14 protein-coding genes are annotated in these 18529 nt (G+C 63.6%); 6 read left to right on the plus strand and 8 right to left on the minus strand.

What is annotated here, in order from left to right; translation table 11 throughout:
- Window positions 1-400 precede the first annotated feature (400 nt).
- The 8 genes from AC1DT7_RS07400 to AC1DT7_RS07435 form a co-directional block, all read right to left on the minus strand.
- Window positions 401-1780 (minus strand): alpha,alpha-trehalose-phosphate synthase (UDP-forming), encoded by a 1380-nt coding sequence (locus AC1DT7_RS07400; protein ID WP_478035284.1) that lies wholly within the window; start codon window positions 1778-1780, stop codon window positions 401-403.
- Window positions 1777-3573 carry a glycoside hydrolase family 15 protein gene (locus tag AC1DT7_RS07405; protein ID WP_478035285.1) on the minus strand — a complete coding sequence of 599 codons (1797 nt, stop codon included), beginning with the start codon at window positions 3571-3573 and terminating at the stop codon, window positions 1777-1779. Before AC1DT7_RS07405 ends, AC1DT7_RS07400 begins: the two co-directional genes overlap by 4 nt.
- Window positions 3570-4253 carry a trehalose-phosphatase gene (gene otsB, locus AC1DT7_RS07410; protein ID WP_478035287.1) on the minus strand — a complete coding sequence of 228 codons (684 nt, stop codon included), beginning with the start codon at window positions 4251-4253 and terminating at the stop codon, window positions 3570-3572. The genes AC1DT7_RS07405 and otsB overlap by 4 nt, the downstream gene beginning before the upstream one ends.
- Before the next feature lie 256 nt (window positions 4254-4509).
- Window positions 4510-5796, minus strand: a complete 1287-nt coding sequence (gene hmgA, locus AC1DT7_RS07415; protein ID WP_478035288.1) for a homogentisate 1,2-dioxygenase — start codon at window positions 5794-5796, stop codon at window positions 4510-4512.
- A 233-nt stretch (window positions 5797-6029) separates the two neighbouring features.
- The gene (gene hppD, locus AC1DT7_RS07420) at window positions 6030-7103 is read right to left on the minus strand and encodes a 4-hydroxyphenylpyruvate dioxygenase (RefSeq protein ID WP_478035289.1); all 1074 of its coding nucleotides are present in this window, start codon (window positions 7101-7103) and stop codon (window positions 6030-6032) included.
- Window positions 7104-7193: 90 nt separating this feature from the next.
- Entirely contained in the window at window positions 7194-7574 is a 381-nt protein-coding gene (locus tag AC1DT7_RS07425; protein WP_478035290.1) for a DUF427 domain-containing protein, read from the minus strand.
- Window positions 7575-7625: 51 nt separating this feature from the next.
- Window positions 7626-8375 (minus strand): SDR family NAD(P)-dependent oxidoreductase, encoded by a 750-nt coding sequence (locus AC1DT7_RS07430; protein WP_478035291.1) that lies wholly within the window; start codon window positions 8373-8375, stop codon window positions 7626-7628.
- 157 nt (window positions 8376-8532) lie between these two features.
- On the minus strand, window positions 8533-9111 hold the full coding sequence (locus tag AC1DT7_RS07435; RefSeq protein WP_478035292.1) for a TetR/AcrR family transcriptional regulator: 579 nt from the start codon (window positions 9109-9111) through the stop codon (window positions 8533-8535).
- Between the two features lie 82 nt (window positions 9112-9193).
- Between AC1DT7_RS07435 and AC1DT7_RS07440 the strand changes: the two genes are divergently transcribed.
- From AC1DT7_RS07440 to AC1DT7_RS07465, 6 genes are all read left to right on the plus strand, one after another.
- A complete protein-coding gene (locus tag AC1DT7_RS07440) occupies window positions 9194-9646 on the plus strand; it encodes a MarR family winged helix-turn-helix transcriptional regulator (RefSeq protein WP_478035293.1) in 453 nt (150 codons plus the stop codon).
- 68 nt (window positions 9647-9714) lie between these two features.
- Window positions 9715-11802, plus strand: coding sequence for a malate synthase G (locus AC1DT7_RS07445; protein WP_478035294.1), 2088 nt, complete (start codon window positions 9715-9717; stop codon window positions 11800-11802).
- Between the two features lie 122 nt (window positions 11803-11924).
- The gene (locus AC1DT7_RS07450; protein WP_478035295.1) at window positions 11925-13421 is read left to right on the plus strand and encodes a flavin-containing monooxygenase; all 1497 of its coding nucleotides are present in this window, start codon (window positions 11925-11927) and stop codon (window positions 13419-13421) included.
- A gap of 453 nt (window positions 13422-13874) precedes the next feature.
- Window positions 13875-15251 carry an EAL domain-containing protein gene (locus tag AC1DT7_RS07455; protein WP_478035296.1) on the plus strand — a complete coding sequence of 459 codons (1377 nt, stop codon included), beginning with the start codon at window positions 13875-13877 and terminating at the stop codon, window positions 15249-15251.
- Window positions 15252-15314: 63 nt separating this feature from the next.
- Window positions 15315-17816: an ATP-binding protein gene (locus AC1DT7_RS07460; protein WP_478035297.1), complete on the plus strand. Its 2502-nt coding sequence runs from the start codon at window positions 15315-15317 to the stop codon at window positions 17814-17816.
- A gap of 66 nt (window positions 17817-17882) precedes the next feature.
- Window positions 17883-18272 (plus strand): response regulator, encoded by a 390-nt coding sequence (locus AC1DT7_RS07465; protein ID WP_478035298.1) that lies wholly within the window; start codon window positions 17883-17885, stop codon window positions 18270-18272.
- Window positions 18273-18529: the final 257 nt, after the last annotated feature.

The following is an 18529-nucleotide window of genomic DNA, read 5'->3' on the forward strand; positions in this document are numbered from 1 at the left end:
AGTATCGCAGATGAACAGATGTTGGAGCCTGCACGACAACGCTCGATTTCATCAAATAATCGTCGATTTATGCGAGGCACCTGCGAGTATGGCGAAATCGGGTGGTTCTTGAGGGTTGTCTGAGAATTATTGTGAGTCGCGGATTGTGGGATGCTCGGGACTGCGGCATTCGAGTTTCCGACGATGTGGCATATTGCAGCGATATTGTATTTTTACTCGCCGAATTTCGCGAGAGGTATCGGTTTTTCATCGCGCTGTTCTTTCGGCTTGAATCGGATACTTGCCGGCCGGCCGTGGATCGGCAGGCCCGGGTGTTCGGGAGATTCCAGCACGAAGGGACGGGGGCTTGAATCGGGCTTGGGCCGATCGCTGACGTTCGAGGCCCGAAAGCTTTCGCGGGTCAGGCGACGACCGGCAGCGCCGCCAGCGCATCGGTAAAGCGCTTGCGCCACCAGATGACGTCCTCGTTGCGGACATTCTCGAACATCGGCCGCCACCGCGCGATCCGCTCCTCGCGCGGCATCGCCAACGCGCGCTCGATCGCCTCCGCGATGTCGTCGGGGCTGTACGGATTGACCAGCAGGGCATTGTCGAGCTGCGCGGCGGCGCCGGCGAACCGCGACAGGATCAGCACGCCGGGATCGTCGGGGTCCTGCGCCGCGACATACTCCTTCGCGACCAGGTTCATCCCATCGCGCAGCGGCGTGACGAGACCGATCCGGGCCGCGCGATACACGCCAGCAAGCACGTTGCGCGGGAAGCCCTGGTTGACGTAGCGCAGTGGGACCCAGTCGATATCGGCAAAGGCGCCATTGATCCGGCCGGACAGCGCATCGAGCTGCGCCCGGATATCCTGATAGCTTTGTACCGACGCCCGTGAGGGCGGCGCGATCTGCAGCAGATAGACGTTGGAATGCGCGTCGGTATGCGTTTCGAGATACCGCTGATAGCCGTTGAACCGTTCTTCCAGCCCCTTCGAATAATCGAGCCGGTCGACGCCGACGATCATGCTGCGCCCGGCCGAGCTTTCGATCATCCGGGCATGGGTCGCCCGCGCCTGCGCACTATTCGCACCGGCGACGAATTCCTTCGCATCAATTCCGATCGGGCACGCGATCGCCCGGATCGTCCGCCCGCCGACCGTGATTTCCCCATTCTCGCCGATCGACCCGCCCATCTGGTTGATGACATAATCATGGAAGGTCTCGAGCCATTCGTCGGACTGGAATCCGATCACGTCATAGGCGAACAGCGCCTCGACCAGCCGGCGATGTTCGGGAAGGGCGGTCAGCAGCCGGGTCGGCGGCCAGGGGATGTGCAGGAAAAAGCCGAGCCGGTTGGTCAGCCCGCGCTGGCGCAACACCCATCCGAGCGGGATCAGGTGATAATCATGCACCCAGATCAGATCGTCCGGCAGGAGATGCGGCCCGATAACGTCGCCGAACACGCGGTTCACGCGCTCATAGCCGCCCTGGAAATCGCGCTCGAACTCGGTCAGGCCGAGCCGATAGTGAAACAGGGGCCACAAGGTCCGGTTGGCATAGCCGTCATAATATTCCTCGACATCCTGTTCGGGCAGATCGATCGTCGCCGAGGTGACGCCGTCATAGGTCTCGAATTTGAGTTCGCCCGTTTCCCCCGTCCCGCCCGACCAGCCGAACCAGATTCCGTGAGCCTCGCGCAGCGCGGCGGTCAGCGCGACGGCCAGTCCGCCCTGTGCGCCGGGCTGATCGGCGGTCGGCGCCGATACCCGATTGGAGATCACGATCAGCCGGCTCATCGGATCGAGCTCCAGGGTTTGCTCAGCAGGACGGCGCAATTGACCATCCCGACGAGCGAATAGGTCTGGGGGTAATTGCCCCAGAGCTCGCCGGTCACCGGATCGATATCTTCGGACAACAGCCCCGCAGGCGTGCGGCGCGACAGCATCTCCTCGAACAGTGCGCGAGCATCAGCGTCGCGGCCGGTGAAATGCAGGGCTTCGATCAGCCAGAAGGTACAGACGTTGAACGCGGTGTGCGGCAGGCCGAAATCGTCTTCGGTCGCGTAGCGCAGCATGTGCGATCCGCGCCGCAACCCGCCCTCGACCGCGTCGAGCGTGCCAAGGAAGCGCGGATCGTCGGGGGCGAGGAAGCGCAGGTCAAGCAGCTGGAGCAGGCTCGCATCCAGATCGTCCCCGGCAAAGGTGGCCGACAATCGCGCGCTGTCCGGCCGCCAGGACGCCTGCTCGATCCGTCGGCGCATCTCGGTTGCCCGGTCGCGCCAAAAGGCCTGGCGATCCGCCAGCCCAAGCACCCCGGCGGCATTGGCCAGCCGGTCGCACGCCGCCCAGCACATCGCGGCGGAATAGGTGTGGACATGGCTCTTGGTCCGCAATTCCCACAAACCTGCGTCGGGCTGGTCATATTTCTCCCACGCCCTTTCGCCCACGGGTTCGAGCGCCTTGAAATCCTCGACGCCGCCGATCCGCAACAGTCGGTGATCGAAGAATGCCTGTGCGTTGGAAAGGATGATCTGGCCATAAGCGTCGTGCTGGATCTGCTCATAGGCCTGGTTACCGACCCGCACCGGCCCCATGCCGCGATACCCGCTGAGCGCCGTTGCCTCGCGCTCGATCAGCGTAGCCTCCCCGCCGACGCCATAGAGCGGCTGGATATGCCCGCTGGCCGCGTTGTCGACGATGTTGCGCAGATATTCGAGATACCCCTCGAGCACGTCGAGCGCCCCAAGCCGGTTCAGCGCCTGGACCGTGTAATAGGCGTCGCGCACCCAGCAATAGCGATAGTCCCAGTTGCGCTGCGACCCGGCATGTTCGGGGATGGATGTCGTCAGCGCCGCGACGATCGCGCCGGTTTCCTCATGCTGGCACAGCTTGAGGGTGATCGCGGACCGGATCACCGCTTCCTGCCATTCATAGGGCGTCGCCAGGCCGCGCACCCAGTGCCGCCATTCGTCGATCGTGTGGTCGAGCATCGATTCCAGCGCGCCGCCGATCTCCTGCGAAAAGCTCTCGTCGGGGCCAAGGAAGAAATAGAGCGACCGCTCGACGCGAAACAGCCGTTCGTCCTCGATCCAGCCGACCGCCGCGGTGGTCGAAAGGCGCAGTACGCTGTCCTCGACCAGATAGCGTATGTGGTTCGATCCGCGGGTGATGGGCGCGCGCGATGCGCCCCATTGCCGCGCCGGGCGCAGCCTGATGCGGATGCGCGGGCTGCCCGAGACTGGTCGGACGATCCTGGCAAATGCGACCGGACGATACATCCTGCCGGCCCGTTTGAACCGCGGACAAAAATCGATGACCTCGATCGCATTGCCCTGGGCATCGGCATGCCGCGTGACGAGCACCGGGGTGTTGCGGAGATAGGATTGAGTCGTCTCCACGACGCCGTCCAGGTCGATCTCCCAGAATCCATAGGCGTCGGCACCCGCTGGCGGGGCGTCATCGAGCAGCGAGCAGAAGGCGGGGTCGCCATCGACCCGCGGCGTACAGCCCCAGACGAAACGTCCCGCGCGATCGACAAGCGCTGATACCTGGCAATTGCCGATCGGCCAAAGGTCCAGCGTTGCCGTCACGCCGCCGTCTCCAGCCATGCACGCACCGCAGCGACATCGTCGAGCCGATAGCCCGCGATCGTGGCGCGTGGCGGGCCGACAAGCACGCCCATGCCGCCAAGCGCCGCGACCGCGGCAAAGCCTGCCTCGTCGGTAACGTCGTCGCCCGCAAAGACCGGACTCGTCCCGGCAAAGGGCGGCTGTTCCATCAGCGCGGTGATCCCCGTGCCCTTGTCATGGCCAGCGCCGCGAAGTTCGATCATCATTTTTCCTTCCTGCAATGCCAGGCCATTTTCGGCCGCGATGCGACCGGCCAGAGCATGTGCGGCCGGCCCGACCTCGGGCGCGAGGCGATAGTGCACCGCGACGCCGAGCGATTTGACCTCCACGACAATCCCCTCCCGGTCGGCGAACGCTGCGCGGATGATATGCTCCGCGGCAATCAACGCCTGAGCACGGCTCGCGGATAGTCGCCGCGTGCCGGCATGGATTTCGGCCCCATGGCTCCCGACGATCGCGATGCCGTCCAGCGCGTGCCCCAGAAAGGCGTGGAGCTGCTCGACCGATCGTCCACTGACTAAGGCGATTCGGCCGGAAAAGGTTCCCGCCAGCCGCCGAAGCAGCTCAATCAGTGCGGCATCGACCGTCACCAGATCGGGCCGATCGACGATATCGACCAGCGTTCCGTCGAAATCGAGCAAGACGCTGTTCCCCGGCACGAGCCTGGGGGGTGGCGCCAGCCGCGCAGCGGAGGAAGATGAGGTTTGCATCCGACCAACCTAGGTGGCCAGCCGCGAGATTCAAAACCGAGTGACTGGCTGATCCCAAGCGCGACGCTGATTGGCGCAGCCTGCGCTTACGTTCGCCTGCGCGGTACAGGTCACGTCTGCGGTAGCCTGTCGTCTCGACTGGGCGTCAAAGACGAGACACCGGATTCCGGCTCATTGCCAGGCGCGCCTATCCCGGCAATTCCGCCTTCGGAAATCCCGTCCATACCTGATCATAATCCTCGTCGAGCGCGCCGGTTTCCAGCGCATAGTCGGTCGGGTGGAAGACCCAGCGGCTCTCGATCATGAAGGCCATGGTGCCATCGATCTTGTGCGGCTTCAGCTCGGCCTCGCTCGCGCCCTTCCAGCTTGCGACGTCGGGGCCGTGGCCGCTCATCTGGTTGTGCAGCGAGAGCGCCCCTGGATTGAAGCCGTCGGCCTTGGCGTCATAGGCGCCCGAGATCAGGCCCATGCATTCGCTCATCACGTTGCGGTGGAACCAGGGTGGGCGAAAGGTATTTTCCGCCACCATCCAGCGCGGGGGGAAGATCACGAAATCGACGTTGGCGGTGCCCGGCACGTCGCTGGGCGAGGTGAGCACGGTGAAGATCGAGGGATCGGGATGGTCGAAGCTGACCGTGCCGATCGTGTTGAAGCGCGCGAGATCATATTTCCACGGCGCGTAATTGCCGTGCCAGGCGACGACATCCATCGGCGACCGGCCGAGATTGGTCGTCCACAGGTTGCCGAGGAACTTCTGCACCAGCTCGACATCGCCCTCGCGGTCCTCGAACCAGGCGACCGGCGTCTCGAAATCGCGTGGGTTGGCGAGGCCGTTCGCGCCGATCGGGCCGAGATCGGGGAGGCGGAAGGGCACCCCGTGATTCTCGGCGACATAGCCGCGCGCCTTGCCCTCGGGCAGCACGACGCGGAAGCGCACGCCGCGCGGGATCAGGGCGATCTCACCGGGCTTCACGTCGATCCGGCCGAGCTCGGTATAGAGGGTGAGGGCGCCCATCTCCGGCAGGATCAGCAGTTCGCCGTCCGCCGAGACGAAGGCGCGATCGACCATGTCCTTCGAGGCGCGGTAGATGTGCATGGCGACGCCGGCCTGGCTCTTCGGGCCGTCGCCGGCGACGATCATCGTCGTCAGGCTGTCGAGCCAGTCGGCATCATCCTCCAGATCGAGTGGCCCCCAGCGCAGGCGATTGGGCGCGAGGGGCTGCTGGCTGATGCCGGGGGCGAAACGCTTTGCGCCGGTGTAGCGGGTGAAGGCGGGGTGGGCGGCGGAGGGACGCAGGCGGTAGAGCCAGGAGCGGCGGTTTTCGGGGCGCGGGGAAGTGAACGCGCTGCCGCTGAGTTGTTCTGTGTAGAGGCCGAAGGGGGGCTTTTGCGGGGAATTGCGGCCAATGGGCAGGGCGCCGGGCACTGCCTCGGTTGCGAAGTGGTTGCCTAAGCCGGTTTGGTAGTCGGACACGCGGTCGCTCCTCTTACCCTCTCCCCCTGTGGGAGAGGGAGGGGCCCATCGCGAAGCGATGGGAGGGTGAGGGGGACACTCGATCGTTCCGAGCCTCACTCCCCCTCATCCGGCCCTTCGGGCCACCAGTTTGCCCATTTTACGGGCCGAAATATCCCCCGGATATTTCTAAATCATGCTGGGAGCATGATTTACCCGGGAAATGGTCAAACTCCCACAGGGGGAGAAGGAAGTCAGGCCTCGACCGCTCCGGGCACGACACCCCTGCGGATCTGGTCGAGCTCGATGCTCTCGAACAGCGCCTTGAAGTTGCCCTCGCCGAAGCCGTCATTGCCCTTGCGCTGGATGATCTCGAAGAAGATCGGGCCCACCATGTTCTCTGTGAAGATCTGCAGCAGCAGGCCGCCGCCGGTTTCCGGCGCGCCGTCGATCAGGATGTCGCGCTTGCGCATCTCCTCGACGTCGTGATTGTGGCCGGGCAGGCGCTTGTCGATCAGGTCGAAATAGGTCTGCGGCGTGGTCTGAAAACGGATGCCGTTGGCGCGCAGGGCATCGACCGTCGCGAAGATGTCGTCGGTCGCCAGCGCGAGATGCTGGATGCCTTCGCCCTTATAGTCCTTGATGAACTCCTCGATCTGCGAATGCTCGTCCTGGCTTTCGTTGAGCGGGATGCGGATCTTGTCGTCGGGCGCGGTCATCGCCTTGGAGAAGAGGCCTGTGGCCTGACCCTCGATGTCGAAATAGCGGATCTGGCGGAAGTTGAAGATGCTCTCGTAATAATTCGCCCAATAATCCATCCGCCCGCGCTGCAGGTTATGAGTGAGGTGGTCGAGCGTGTGCAGGCCGACTGTATGCTGGTCGGGCGACGCCCCCTCTACGGGCTCGAAGTCGATGTCGTAGATCGTCGCGGCCCCGCGGCGGTCGACCAGATAGAGGTTCGCGCCGCCGATGCCTTCGATCGCCGGGATGTTGAGCTCGGCCGGGCCGACCTTGCCCTCGACGGCGACCGCGCCGCGTTCGACCGCGAGCTTCAGCGCCTTGGCGGCATCGGCAACGCGGAACGCCATCGCGTTCGCCGAGGGGCCATGCTGGTCGCGGAAATTCGCGACCTGGCCGTTGCCATCCATGTTGAGCAGGAAGTTGATGTCGCCCTGGGCGTAGCGGCGGACATTCTTGGAACGGTGGGTGCCGACATGGGTGAAGCCCATCTTCACGAACAGATCCGCCAGCGCATCGGGATCGGGCCCGGTGAACTCGACGAACTCGAAGCCGTCCAGGCCCATGGGGTTATCGTTCGTGTCGGTCATCATGAGTCTCCGAAGAGCAAAGTGGTAACAGATGAAACTATGTAGAGGCGTCTCACCCGTTCGTCCACTCCTCAACGCGCCCATGCGGTATCAGGATGCTGGCAATTGCTCGATCGTGACGCGGTCCGTGTAGAAAGCGAGATGGTCTTTGATCTGCGCGACCGCATCATAGGGCGCCTCATAGGTCCAGATCGCATTCTCGGCCTTGTCGACGCCGGCAGGCAGCGAGAAATAGGAGGCGTCGCCCTTGTACGGGCAATAGGTCATATGGTCGGTGCGCGAGAGTAGCGCCAGGTTGGCATCCTCGCGTGGGATGTAGAGGACGGCCGGATAATTGGCCTCGCGCAGGACGAGGGCGTTGGCTGTGTCGGCGATTATCTGGTCGTCCGCCGTAACCTTCACGCGGACGGTGCTCGGCTCGATGCTGATGGGATGGTCGGGGCCGGGGATGCGGATCGGTTTGTCGGTCATGGCGATACCTCGCAAAAAAAGGGCGGCCCCAAAGGACCGCCCGGTATTTTATCAGAGAGCGGCGCGCTTGCCGCCATCGACGTTGACGACATGGCCGGTGATGAACGAGGCCTTGTCGGAACCGAGGAAGACCACTGCCTGGGCGATCTCGTCCGGCGCGCCGGTGCGGCCCAACGGTAGGGTCGAGGCGAGGCCGGCCTTGCCCTCTTCGCCACCGGTGAAGCGGTCGAGCATCGGCGTGTCGATCGGGCCCGGCGCGACGGCGTTGACGCGGACGCCGAACGGAGCGCCCTCGAGGGCAGCCGCCTTGGTCAGGCCTTCGACGGCATGCTTGCTGGCGGTGTAGAGCGCTGCATTGGCATAGGCAGCCTGGCCGAGCACCGACGAGATGTTGATGATCGAGCCCGAGCCCTGGGCCTGGAGCACCCGCAGTTGGTGCTTCATGCTGAGCAGCACGCCGAGCACGTTGGTGTCGAACATCGCCGCATAGCTTTCCGGCGTCTGATCGGTGATCGGGCCGGACTGGCCTTCGGTCCCGGCATTGTTGACCGCGATGTCGAGACGACCGAATTTGGCGACGGTGCCGTCGACCAGTGCGCGCAGATCATCATCGTGGCGGACGTCGGCACGGATGAAATGCGCTTCGCCGCCGAGATTACGCAGCTCCGCGGCGACGGCTTCGCCGGTTTCGGCATTGCGGCCGGAGATGACGACCTTCGCGCCCTCGCGGGCAAAGGCTTCGGCGGTGGCGCGGCCGATGCCGCTAAGGGCGCCGGTAACGAGGACGACGGGTGCTGACATTGTGGTGATCCCTGATGAATTCCGGCAGGCGAGATGCGCTGCGGCTCATCAAATATGTACGTACGTATTTAGCGCAAGGGCGCCACTATGTCCGTCCATAGTATATTTTATAAAGGGTTGATCGGGAAGGATTATAAATCCGATGATATCGGGCTGTTCAGCGCAGCAGAATGTCCAAGGCGATCCGTTTGAGCCGTTTCATCGGCTCGGCGCTGCGCTCTACCTTGGCGAGCAGGTTCGATCCCTGCAGCGCCGAAACCAGGAAGGCGGCGATGTCGTCGCAATCGAGATCGGCGCGAAGCTCGCCCGCCGCCACCGCGGCCTTGAGGCAATAGGCAATCGCGTCGGCCACCGCCTCGAAATTCTCGACGAGATGGGGTCGGATCGTATCGTTGCCGCTGGTTTCGATGGCGAAATTGCCCATCATGCAGCCATTGCAGACCTCCTCGCCCGAGGCGCGCGCGATATTCGTGTCGAGAAACGCTTCGAATCGGGCGAGCGGTGGTAGCGCGTCGTTGCGCAGCGTCCCGGCCATGAGGGCAAGGCCCTGCTGGAAATACATATCCAGTACTTCGAGGCCAAACGCCTCTTTCGATACGAAATGGTTGGTGAAGGACCCTTGCGGCACGCCCGCCGCCTGGACGATGTCCCGCACGCTGGCACCGTTAAAGCCGCGCTCATGCACGACCCGAACGCCGGCCGAGAGGATTTTGTCGCGGTTGGAAAGCTTTGCCATGCAAATAATATGGCCGTCCATATTTCGATGTCAACTATTACACCGGGGTGACGAAGCATCCGCGGGACGCTAGCGAAGACGAATGCCCAGTCTGAAGCTTGAACAGTTCCTGCCTTATCGCCTGTCGATCGCGTCGAACCGGGTGTCGTCGGCGATCGCGACTGCCTATCAGTCCCTGTTCGGGCTGCGCATTCCCGAATGGCGGCTGATCGCGGTGATCGCGGAGAGCGACGGCCTGACTCAGCAGGCATTGGGGGCAGCGACCCGGATGGACAAGGTGACGGTGAGCCGCGCGGCCATCGCGCTGGTCGATCGCGGCCTGGTGCAGCGGCGGCCAAACCCGGACGATCAGCGATCGCATCTGTTGTCGCTGACCATGGCGGGCAAGTCGTTATATGAAAGCGTCGCTCCCAAGGCGCTCGAGCTGGAAGCGCAGGTCTTTGCCGGCTTTTCTCCGGACGAAATCGCCGCGTTCAGCGTGATGCTCGACCGGATCGAGGCATCGGCCGCGCCGCTCGACCCCGAACAGGCTTGATGCACGGCCCCGGCCTGTCCTAAGCGGTCGCTACTCCCCAGGCAGTCGTGACTTCTCCAGGAGGCCCAATGCCCGAAATGTTCGATCGTGCCGGTTTGTCCGTTGCCCCACAGCTTGCGTCCTTCGTCGAGGAGCAGGTGCTCCCGTCGCTTGGCATCGATCCTGCCAGCTGGTGGCGGGGGGTGGCCGATATCTTCGCGCAATACGCCCCCGAGAATCGCACGCTTCTGGCCAGGCGCGACGCGCTGCAGGAGCAGATCGACAGCCGCTATAGTGCGGGCGAGGCCGCCGACGAGGCGTTCCTGCGCGACATAGGGTATCTGGTGCCCGAACCCGCGCCCTTCACCATCGGTACCGAGAAGGTCGATCCCGAGATCGCGACCATGGCCGGGCCGCAGCTGGTCGTGCCGGTGCTCAACGCCCGCTTCGTCCTCAATGCGGCCAATGCCCGCTGGGGCAGCCTGTACGATGCGCTCTATGGCACCGATGCGTTGCCCGGCATGGCGGTTCCCGGCGGTTATGATCCGGTGCGCGGCGCACAGGTGATCAACTACGCCAAGGCGTTCCTCGACCAGGCGGTGCCGCTTGCCGACGAAAGCTGGTCGGACTGGCGTGGCGGCACACCCGACCTGGCCGATCCGTCGCAGCTGGTCGGACGGAAGGGCGAATCGCTGCTGCTGCGCCATAACGGCCTGCACATCGAGGTCCTGATCGACCGGAGCTCAGTGATCGGGAGCCGGGACCCGGGCGGTATCGCCGACGTCATCCTCGAATCCGCGCTCACCACCATCGTCGATCTCGAGGATTCGATCGCCGCGGTCGATGCCGAGGACAAGGTCGCGGCCTATACCAACTGGCTCGGACTGATGCGCGGCGACCTGATCGAGAGCTTCGACAAGGGCGGCAAGACGATCACGCGCAAGCTGAATGCCGATCGCACCTATGATTCGACAGAGGGCACGTTGACGGTGCCGGGCCGCAGCCTGTTGTTCGTGCGCAATGTCGGCCATCTGATGACCACGCCGGCGGTGGTGCTGGGTGACGGCAACGAGGCGCCCGAGGGTATCCTCGACGCGATCATGACCGGTACGATCGCGCTCTACGACCTGCGCGGGCAGGGCCAGTATCGCAACAGCCGGGCCGGGTCCTTTTACGTCGTGAAGCCCAAGATGCATGGCCCGGAAGAGGTCGGCTTCACCAACCGCCTGTTCGATTCGGTCGAGGATCTGCTCGGGCTCGATCGCCACACCATCAAGGTTGGGGTGATGGATGAGGAGCGCCGGACCTCGTCGAACCTTGCCGCCTGTATCGAGGCGGTGAAGGACCGGATCGTGTTTATCAATACCGGCTTCCTCGACCGCACCGGCGACGAGATGCACACCGCGATGCGCGCGGGCCCGATGATCCCCAAGGCCGAGATGAAATCGAGCGACTGGATCAAGGCCTATGAGGACCGCAATGTCCGTATCGGGCTGGCGCATGGTTTCTCTGGCAGGGCGCAGATCGGCAAGGGCATGTGGGCCGCACCGGATCGCATGGCCGACATGATGGAGCAGAAGATCGGTCATCCGAAATCGGGTGCCAACACCGCCTGGGTGCCGAGCCCGACTGCGGCGACGCTGCACGCGATGCATTATCACCAGGTCGATGTGTTCGCGCGCCGTGAGGAGATCGCGCGCGAGGCGATCCCGGCGCTGACGCCCCTGCTGACCGTGCCGGTCGCCGCCAAGGGCCGTAACTGGACGCCGGACGAGGTGCGCGCCGAGCTCGACAACAATGCCCAGGGCATCCTTGGTTACGTCGTGCGCTGGATCGATCAGGGCGTCGGCTGCTCCAAGGTGCCGGATATCCACGACATCGGCCTGATGGAGGATCGCGCTACGCTGCGCATTTCCTCGCAGCACATGGCAAACTGGCTGCTGCACGGCGTGGCGACCGAGGCCGACATCGATGCGGCCTTTGCGCGCATGGCAGCCAAGGTGGACGTGCAGAATGCGGGCGACCCGCTGTACCGGCCGATGTCGGGACACGAGGCGACGAGCCTCGCCTATCAGGCCGCCCGGGCGCTGGTGTTCGAGGGGCTTACCCAGCCCAACGGCTATACCGAGCCGCTGCTGCACGCCTATCGCGCGCGGGCAAAGGCGGAAACGCACTAAGAGGTTCCATCGTCCCCGGCCTCCGCCGGGGACGGGTTCCCTGGCGGAAAGCATTTCGGATCGAAACTGATCTTTGCGTCCGTGCGGAAAATCGAATATCGGGTATCGCGGGAGAGCGATACATGGGCCTTGAGCATTTCGATGTTGTCGTGGTGGGAGCCGGAATTTCCGGTATCGGCGCCGGCTATCATATGCAGAAGCTGTGCCCAGACCGCAGCTACGTCATCCTCGAAGGCAGGGAGGCGATGGGAGGGACCTGGGACCTGTTCCGTTATCCCGGCATCCGTTCCGATTCCGATATGTACACGCTCGGCTATTCATTCCGTCCCTGGACCGAGGCGAAGGCGATCGCAGACGGGCCGTCGATCCTGAAGTATGTCAGCGACACCGCCCATGATGCCGGGATCGACCGGCATATCCGCTATCGTCACCATGTGAAGCAGGCTGGATGGTCGACGCCCGATGCGCGCTGGACGGTCGAGGCCGAAGGGCCCGACGGGCCGGTCGCCTTCACCTGCAATTTCCTTTTCATGTGCAGCGGCTATTATAATTACGCGCGCGGCCACACGCCGGATTTCCCGGACGCGGACAGCTTTGCCGGGCGCATCGTGCATCCGCAATTCTGGCCAGAGGATCTCGATTATAGCGGCAAGAATGTCGTGGTGATCGGCAGCGGCGCGACCGCGGTGACGCTGGTGCCGTCGATGGCCGAAAAGGCGGCGCATGTGACGATGCTGCAGCGATCGCCGACCTATGTCGTGTCGCGCCCGGCCGAGGACGGCTTCGCCAACTGGCTGCGGCGCAAGCTGCCGGCGATGCTTGCCTATGACATCACGCGGTGGCGCAACGTGCTGTTCCAGATGTTCTTCTACAATCTCGCGCGCAAGCGGCCCGAAAAGACCAAGGCGCGGCTGCTGGAGATGGTCCGGACCGAACTCGGCCCGGATTACGACATCGCGACCCATTTCACCCCGCGCTACAACCCCTGGGACCAGCGGCTGTGCCTGGTGCCCGACGGCGACCTGTTCGCCTCGCTCAAGAAAGGGGAGGCCTCGGTCGTCACCGACACGATCGAACGCTTCACGCCGACCGGCATCAAGCTGTCCTCGGGCGCGGAGCTGCCCGCCGATGTGATCGTCACCGCGACCGGGCTCGAGCTGCAATTGCTCAGCGATGTCGCGTTCAGCATCGACGGCGCGCCCGTCGATCTGTCAAAGACCTTCAACTACAAGGGCATGATGTACAGCGACGTGCCGAACCTGGCCTCGTCCTTCGGCTATACCAACGCGTCCTGGACGCTGAAGGCCGATCTGACCTGCGCCTATGTCTGCCGGCTGCTCAATACGATGAAGAAGCGCGGGCTGCGCCAGGCGACGCCGCGCATCGGTGACGAGGAACTGACGCCCGAGCCGTTCCTGAGCTTCAGTTCCGGCTATGTCACGCGGGCGATGGAACGGTTTCCGAAACAGGGCAGCAAGAAGCCGTGGAAGCTCCATCAGAACTACGCAAAGGACGTCGTCTCGTTGCGCTTCGGTTCGGTCGATGACGGCATGGAATTTTCGAATCCGACCCCACGCACCGAGGCGAAGCTGCCGAAGCGTGAGCAGGTGACGGCCTGAATCAGGCCGGGCTGGGGTTTGGATAGCCAGGAACGCCGGAACACAGTCCAGGCAGAGATAAAGCCAATTGGAGCTATTGGTTACCGGATTCCTGCGAGTCCCGAATCGGGACGAGGCCGGTAACTGCGGATAGTGCCAGGCTGGCCAGTCCGCTTTCGCGCTTGAAACCAGGCGCCGGTCGTATCGACCCGATCCCCAACCAACCTTCTAAAAAGACAGGCTATTTCGGCCAGGTATCGGGTCGATGAACTGGTTTACCAGGGACGGACGCCCTCGCCGTAGATCAGCGCAATAATGAACTTAAGCACTTGCTTTCTCCCTTGTGCACTCAGGCGAGCGCACGGACTTATTAACGGAAAATTAGGCATAAAGCAATCGGATTTCCGCCGATTTCGGCCCGGCATGGGGCGTTTTAAGAGTTCCTTCAGGGGTGTGCTGCTAACGCTCCCATTGATGGCGCGCGCTTCACGCAAATATCGCCCCGCAGGGGGGCTGGGAGGTCGTGGTGCGCGGCTGCTGATGCCGGCGGGCCTGCGTCACCGTTCAAGCGAGGAGACCGGCATGTCGGACGATGCGCAGCCGCCCTTGCCGAAGTCGTGGCAATTCCTCTGCCTCGCCGAAATTTCGAATTTTGCGGCGCTGCGCCGCCATCTCGGCCGGTCGCGCGCCGATCGCCTGCCGACCGACGTCGGCGGCCGGATCGATGCGAGCCTGGCCGATGCCCGTATCACCGTCGTCGGCCGCAATATCGTCGAGATCGCCTTCGAGGGCGATTCGCTGACCGATCTCGCGGCAGCGCTCGGCTGCCTGACCGCCGATTTCGACCTGCCGCTCGATCTGGATGGCGAACAGCACCGGCTCGAGATGCATTTCGGCGCTGCTGCCGCACCGATCGGCAATGCCGAAGATGTTCGGCTGGCCGAAGAAGCCGAGAGCGCGCTGGAGCAGGCTCGTAACGAGGCGCATGCCGTCATCCGGGATCTTTCCGCCGGCACCCCGGCCTTCGACCGGCTGACGCTGACCCGCGAACTGCCCGGCGCGATCAAGAACGGGGAGATGTTCCTCCAGTATCAGCCCAAGGTTCATGTCCGCCGCCAGGAGATTGCGAGCGCCGAAGCGCTGGTACGCTGGCAGCATCCGACGCGCGGGCTGATCCTGCCGGGCGACTTCATCACCGTTGCCGAGGAAGCGCGCGAGATTTCGGCGCTGACCCTGTGGACGCTCGACCAGGTGATCTCCGACCAGCGGCTGCTCGCCGAGGACGGCAACAACCTGACCATCTTCATCAACATCTCGGGCCAGCTGCTCGCCGATGTCCGCTTCGTGAAGCTCGCCTGCGCCAAGGTAATTGAGAGCGGTGCGAAGATCGGCTTCGAGATCACCGAGACATCGGTGATCCGCGATCCGCAGAGCGCCATCTTCAATCTCCAGGCGTTTGCCGATGTCGGCATCACCATCGCGATCGACGATTATGGTGCAGGCCTGTCCTCGCTTGCCTATCTGAAGCAGCTCCCGGCAAAGGAGTTGAAGATCGACAAGATGTTCGTGCTCCAGCTGACTAGCAGCAACCGCGATCCGCTGATCGTGCGATCCACCATCGACCTTGCCCATGCGCTGGAGATGGAAGTGACCGCCGAGGGCGTCGAGACCCAGGCGGCGATGGCGCTGCTGAGCGTGATGGGCTGCGATATGGTGCAGGGTTATCTCATCAGCCGCCCGGTCTCGATCGACGCGTTCCGCCAGTTCCTGCGCGACGACAAGGCGCGCACCCCGGAAGAGCCCGGCCATGCGATGTTCCGCCCCCCGGCGAGCTTCTGGAAAAGCGCCTGAGCGCAATATCGCCGCGTTCTTTAGCGCGTATTTAACGTGTCCCGTCCACACTGGACCGCGATGATGGGGATCGACCTTCGCGCCGTTCGGGCAGCGCTGATGGCGCTTGCGGCTATTGCCGTGTGTGCGCCAGTGCAGGCACAGACTTCTGCGCCTCAGGCCGATGCGTCGCGGACCGGGGATGCCGGAGCCAGATTCGACGCAATCGTCGCCGACGCCAAGGCGACCATGTTGATCGACCCCGGCAAGACGATCGTCAAGGCTCAGGCGGCGGAACGCGCGGCCCAGGGTCTGACCGGCCGTCAACGCACGATCGGCATTGCGACCGGGCAGTGGCTCCAGGGCGAAGCCTATCTGCGGCTCAACGACGAAAAGCACGCCAAGTTGTTGATCGACAAGGCCTTGCAGGGTGTTTCGACCGGAGGGGTACCGACGAAACTCAATGGCGACCTGCTGTTGTCTCGCGGCGGACTCCACACCATGACCGCGAATGTCGCGGCGGCATTGAGCGACTATCAACAGGCGCATAATATCTATCGGGCCATCGGCGCGACGCGCAGCCGCGCCGTGGCGTTGCAGAGCATCGCGCTGCTGTATCAGGAAGCCGAGGACTATGAGAACGCGCTGGCCTATTACAAACAGGCCGGCGAGGTATATCAGGGCGATCCCTCCCTCGCTTTCACCAATGCCAATAATCGGGGTGTATGCCTGAAGGAACTCGGTCGGTTCGCCGAAGCCGAGAAGCAATTCCGCGAAGCACTTGTCCTGGCGCGGTCGATGGACAGCGCCGCGCTCGAAGTCCTGGTCCTCCGCAATATAGCCCGCGCCGACCTTTCGATGGGGAAGCTCGATGCCGCCGATCGCGCCATTGCCGAGGGCGCGAGCGTGTCAAGTCGCGTCGGAGCGTCGGCCTCGGCCGAGCAGGATGCCAGTGTGGCGGCGCAGGCGGCACTGCAGCGCGGCCAACTCATACGGGCGGAAACGCTGATCGACCGCAGCTTTCGGGGCGTGGATCTGACTCAGACGACCCTGTCGTTCCGTGAAGCGCATCAGACCGCCTATGAACTGTTCAAGAAAATCGGCGACCAGGAGCGTGCCCTCATCCACCTCGAGGCGCTGAAGCGGCTCGACGACCAGACATCGACTCTTGCGGCATCGACCAATACCGCGCTGGCGGCCGCACGGTTCGATTCCGTCAACCAGAAGGCCCAGATCGAGAAACTCCGGGCGGACGAGTTGCAGCGCAATATCGATTTCGAGCGCTCCCGCACCCAGACCCAGCAACTCATCTTCATCGGTGCCGGTGTCGCGACGCTGATCATCGTCGCGTTGCTCGGCTTCGGCCTCGTTACGATCCGGCGCAGTCGCAACGAAGTGCGCGCCGCCAATATCGATCTTGCCGCGACCAACAGCGCGCTGGGCAAGGCGCTGGCCGCGAAGACCGAATTCCTGGCGACGACCAGTCACGAGATCCGCACGCCGTTGAACGGCATCCTCGGCATGACCCAGGTGATGCTGGCCGACCGCAAGCTCGACGAACCGACGCGCGACCGCATCGAGGTGGTGCACGGCGCGGGCCTCAGCATGCGTGCGCTGGTCGACGACATCCTGGACGTCGCCAAGATGGAAACCGGCAACATGACGATCGAGCGCGAGGCGTTCGACCTGAAGGCCACGCTGAACGAAGTGTCGCGCATGTGGGAGGAGCAGGCGCGGGGCAAGGGCGTCGCCTTCACGCTCGATCTGGACGATTGCCCGGAGCGGATCGAGGGCGATGCAGCCCGGCTGCGTCAGATCACCTTCAACCTCTTGTCCAACGCGCTGAAGTTCACCGCGAGGGGATCGGTGCGCTTGCGTGCCTTTTCAGACGAGGGTGGCCCGGACCCGCTGCTCAAGATCGAGGTACGCGACACCGGCATCGGCATCCCGGACGACAAGCATGAGCTCATCTTCGAATCCTTCCGTCAGGTCGATGCGGGGACCACCCGCAAATTCGGCGGCACCGGCCTTGGGCTGGCGATCTGCCGCAACCTGGCGCGAGCGATGGATGGCGATGTCACGGTATGCAGCCGGACTGGGGAAGGCTCGATCTTCACGCTCGCCCTTCCGCTGATCCGCGCGGCCGCGCCGGAATCCGTGGAAGAGGCATCGGAGACGCATGCGCTGATCATCCTCGACCGCAATCCGATCTCGCGCAGCATGCTGCGCGCCGTGCTCGAGGCGCGAGCCGGCACTGTATTGTTCGCCGGAACGGTAGACGACGCGATCGGCCTGATCGGGGCAGGGGGCGTTTCCCGGCTGCTGATCGACGATGCGACACTCAAGGCAAATGAAGATCTGCCCGCCGCGCTGGCGGCCCTGACGTCGGCGGCGGCAGAGGGCGGGGTCCTCTCCGCCCTGCTTTGGCAGGCGCCAAGCGACGATCAGCGCGCCGAATTCCGTGCGGCGGGTGTCGATCTGGTGATCGGCAAGCCCATTGCGGGTGCTGCTCTGGGTGAAATTCTGTTCCCATTGTATAAAAGCGACACCGCTGGCGACACCGATCTTGTAACGCGCGCGGCATGATCCGATAGAGACATCCGATATGGTTCCATTTTACCACCAAGCGGCCAGCGCCCCGGCATTCAGGCCATGAACATCCTCTTCATCGAGGATGATCCGATGAATCGGCGTGTCGTTAAGGACATGCTCGACGTGGCCGGCGCGACGATGGTCGGTGCCGAGAGCGGTGAGATCGGCCTGCAGATGATCCAGGACCAGGATTTCGACATGATCCTGGTCGATCTGCGCATGCCCGGCATGGATGGGATCGAGGCGATCCGCCATATCCGCGGCCGTCCCGACGCAAAGGGCAAGCTGCCGATCATCGTGGTGACGGCCGATACCGCGATCGACCTGCGCGAGCGGTGCCTGGCAGAGGGCGCCGACGAAGTGCTGTTCAAGCCGGTCGCGATGGATTCGCTGTTCGATGCGATCGGCCGGATGCTTGCCCGTGGATCGGGCGAGGGCATGATCGGCTGAGCGCCGCCGGCGCCGGTAAAGGGCGCTGAATTCCCTGTTCCGGGCGTTTATCAGGGAATTTAACAGGGAAATTCGTTTTTCTGCGGCCTTTTTGGCCGATTTTTCCGCAAATATACGCCAGATATCAGGGCGTTAAATGCGAATTCCCTGTTATCTGGTATCAGGGAATTCCGTTCCGTTTATCAGGGAATTCGGTTGCCCGATCAGGGAACCGGCTCGGTCCGATATAGAGACGACGATGAGAATGAGCGGAACGG

The sequence above is a fragment of the Sphingomonas sp. P3_C6 genome, assembly GCF_056402595.1.

Bases quoted from the DNA above. Each gene is read 5' to 3' on its own strand.
- AC1DT7_RS07425 (WP_478035290.1), bottom strand. From the start codon at position 7,574: ATGACCGACAAACCGATCCGCATCCCCGGCCCCGACCATCCCATCAGC.
- AC1DT7_RS07450 (WP_478035295.1), top strand. From the start codon at position 11,925: ATGGGCCTTGAGCATTTCGATGTTGTCGTGGTGGGAGCCGGAATTTCC.
- AC1DT7_RS07430 (WP_478035291.1), bottom strand. From the start codon at position 8,375: ATGTCAGCACCCGTCGTCCTCGTTACCGGCGCCCTTAGCGGCATCGGC.
- AC1DT7_RS07465 (WP_478035298.1), top strand. From the start codon at position 17,883: ATGAACATCCTCTTCATCGAGGATGATCCGATGAATCGGCGTGTCGTT.
- hppD (WP_478035289.1), bottom strand. From the start codon at position 7,103: ATGACCGACACGAACGATAACCCCATGGGCCTGGACGGCTTCGAGTTC.
- AC1DT7_RS07445 (WP_478035294.1), top strand. From the start codon at position 9,715: ATGCCCGAAATGTTCGATCGTGCCGGTTTGTCCGTTGCCCCACAGCTT.
- AC1DT7_RS07400 (WP_478035284.1), bottom strand. From the start codon at position 1,780: ATGAGCCGGCTGATCGTGATCTCCAATCGGGTATCGGCGCCGACCGCC.
- AC1DT7_RS07460 (WP_478035297.1), top strand. From the start codon at position 15,315: ATGGGGATCGACCTTCGCGCCGTTCGGGCAGCGCTGATGGCGCTTGCG.
- AC1DT7_RS07455 (WP_478035296.1), top strand. From the start codon at position 13,875: ATGGCGCGCGCTTCACGCAAATATCGCCCCGCAGGGGGGCTGGGAGGT.
- AC1DT7_RS07435 (WP_478035292.1), bottom strand. From the start codon at position 9,111: ATGGCAAAGCTTTCCAACCGCGACAAAATCCTCTCGGCCGGCGTTCGG.
- AC1DT7_RS07440 (WP_478035293.1), top strand. From the start codon at position 9,194: ATGCCCAGTCTGAAGCTTGAACAGTTCCTGCCTTATCGCCTGTCGATC.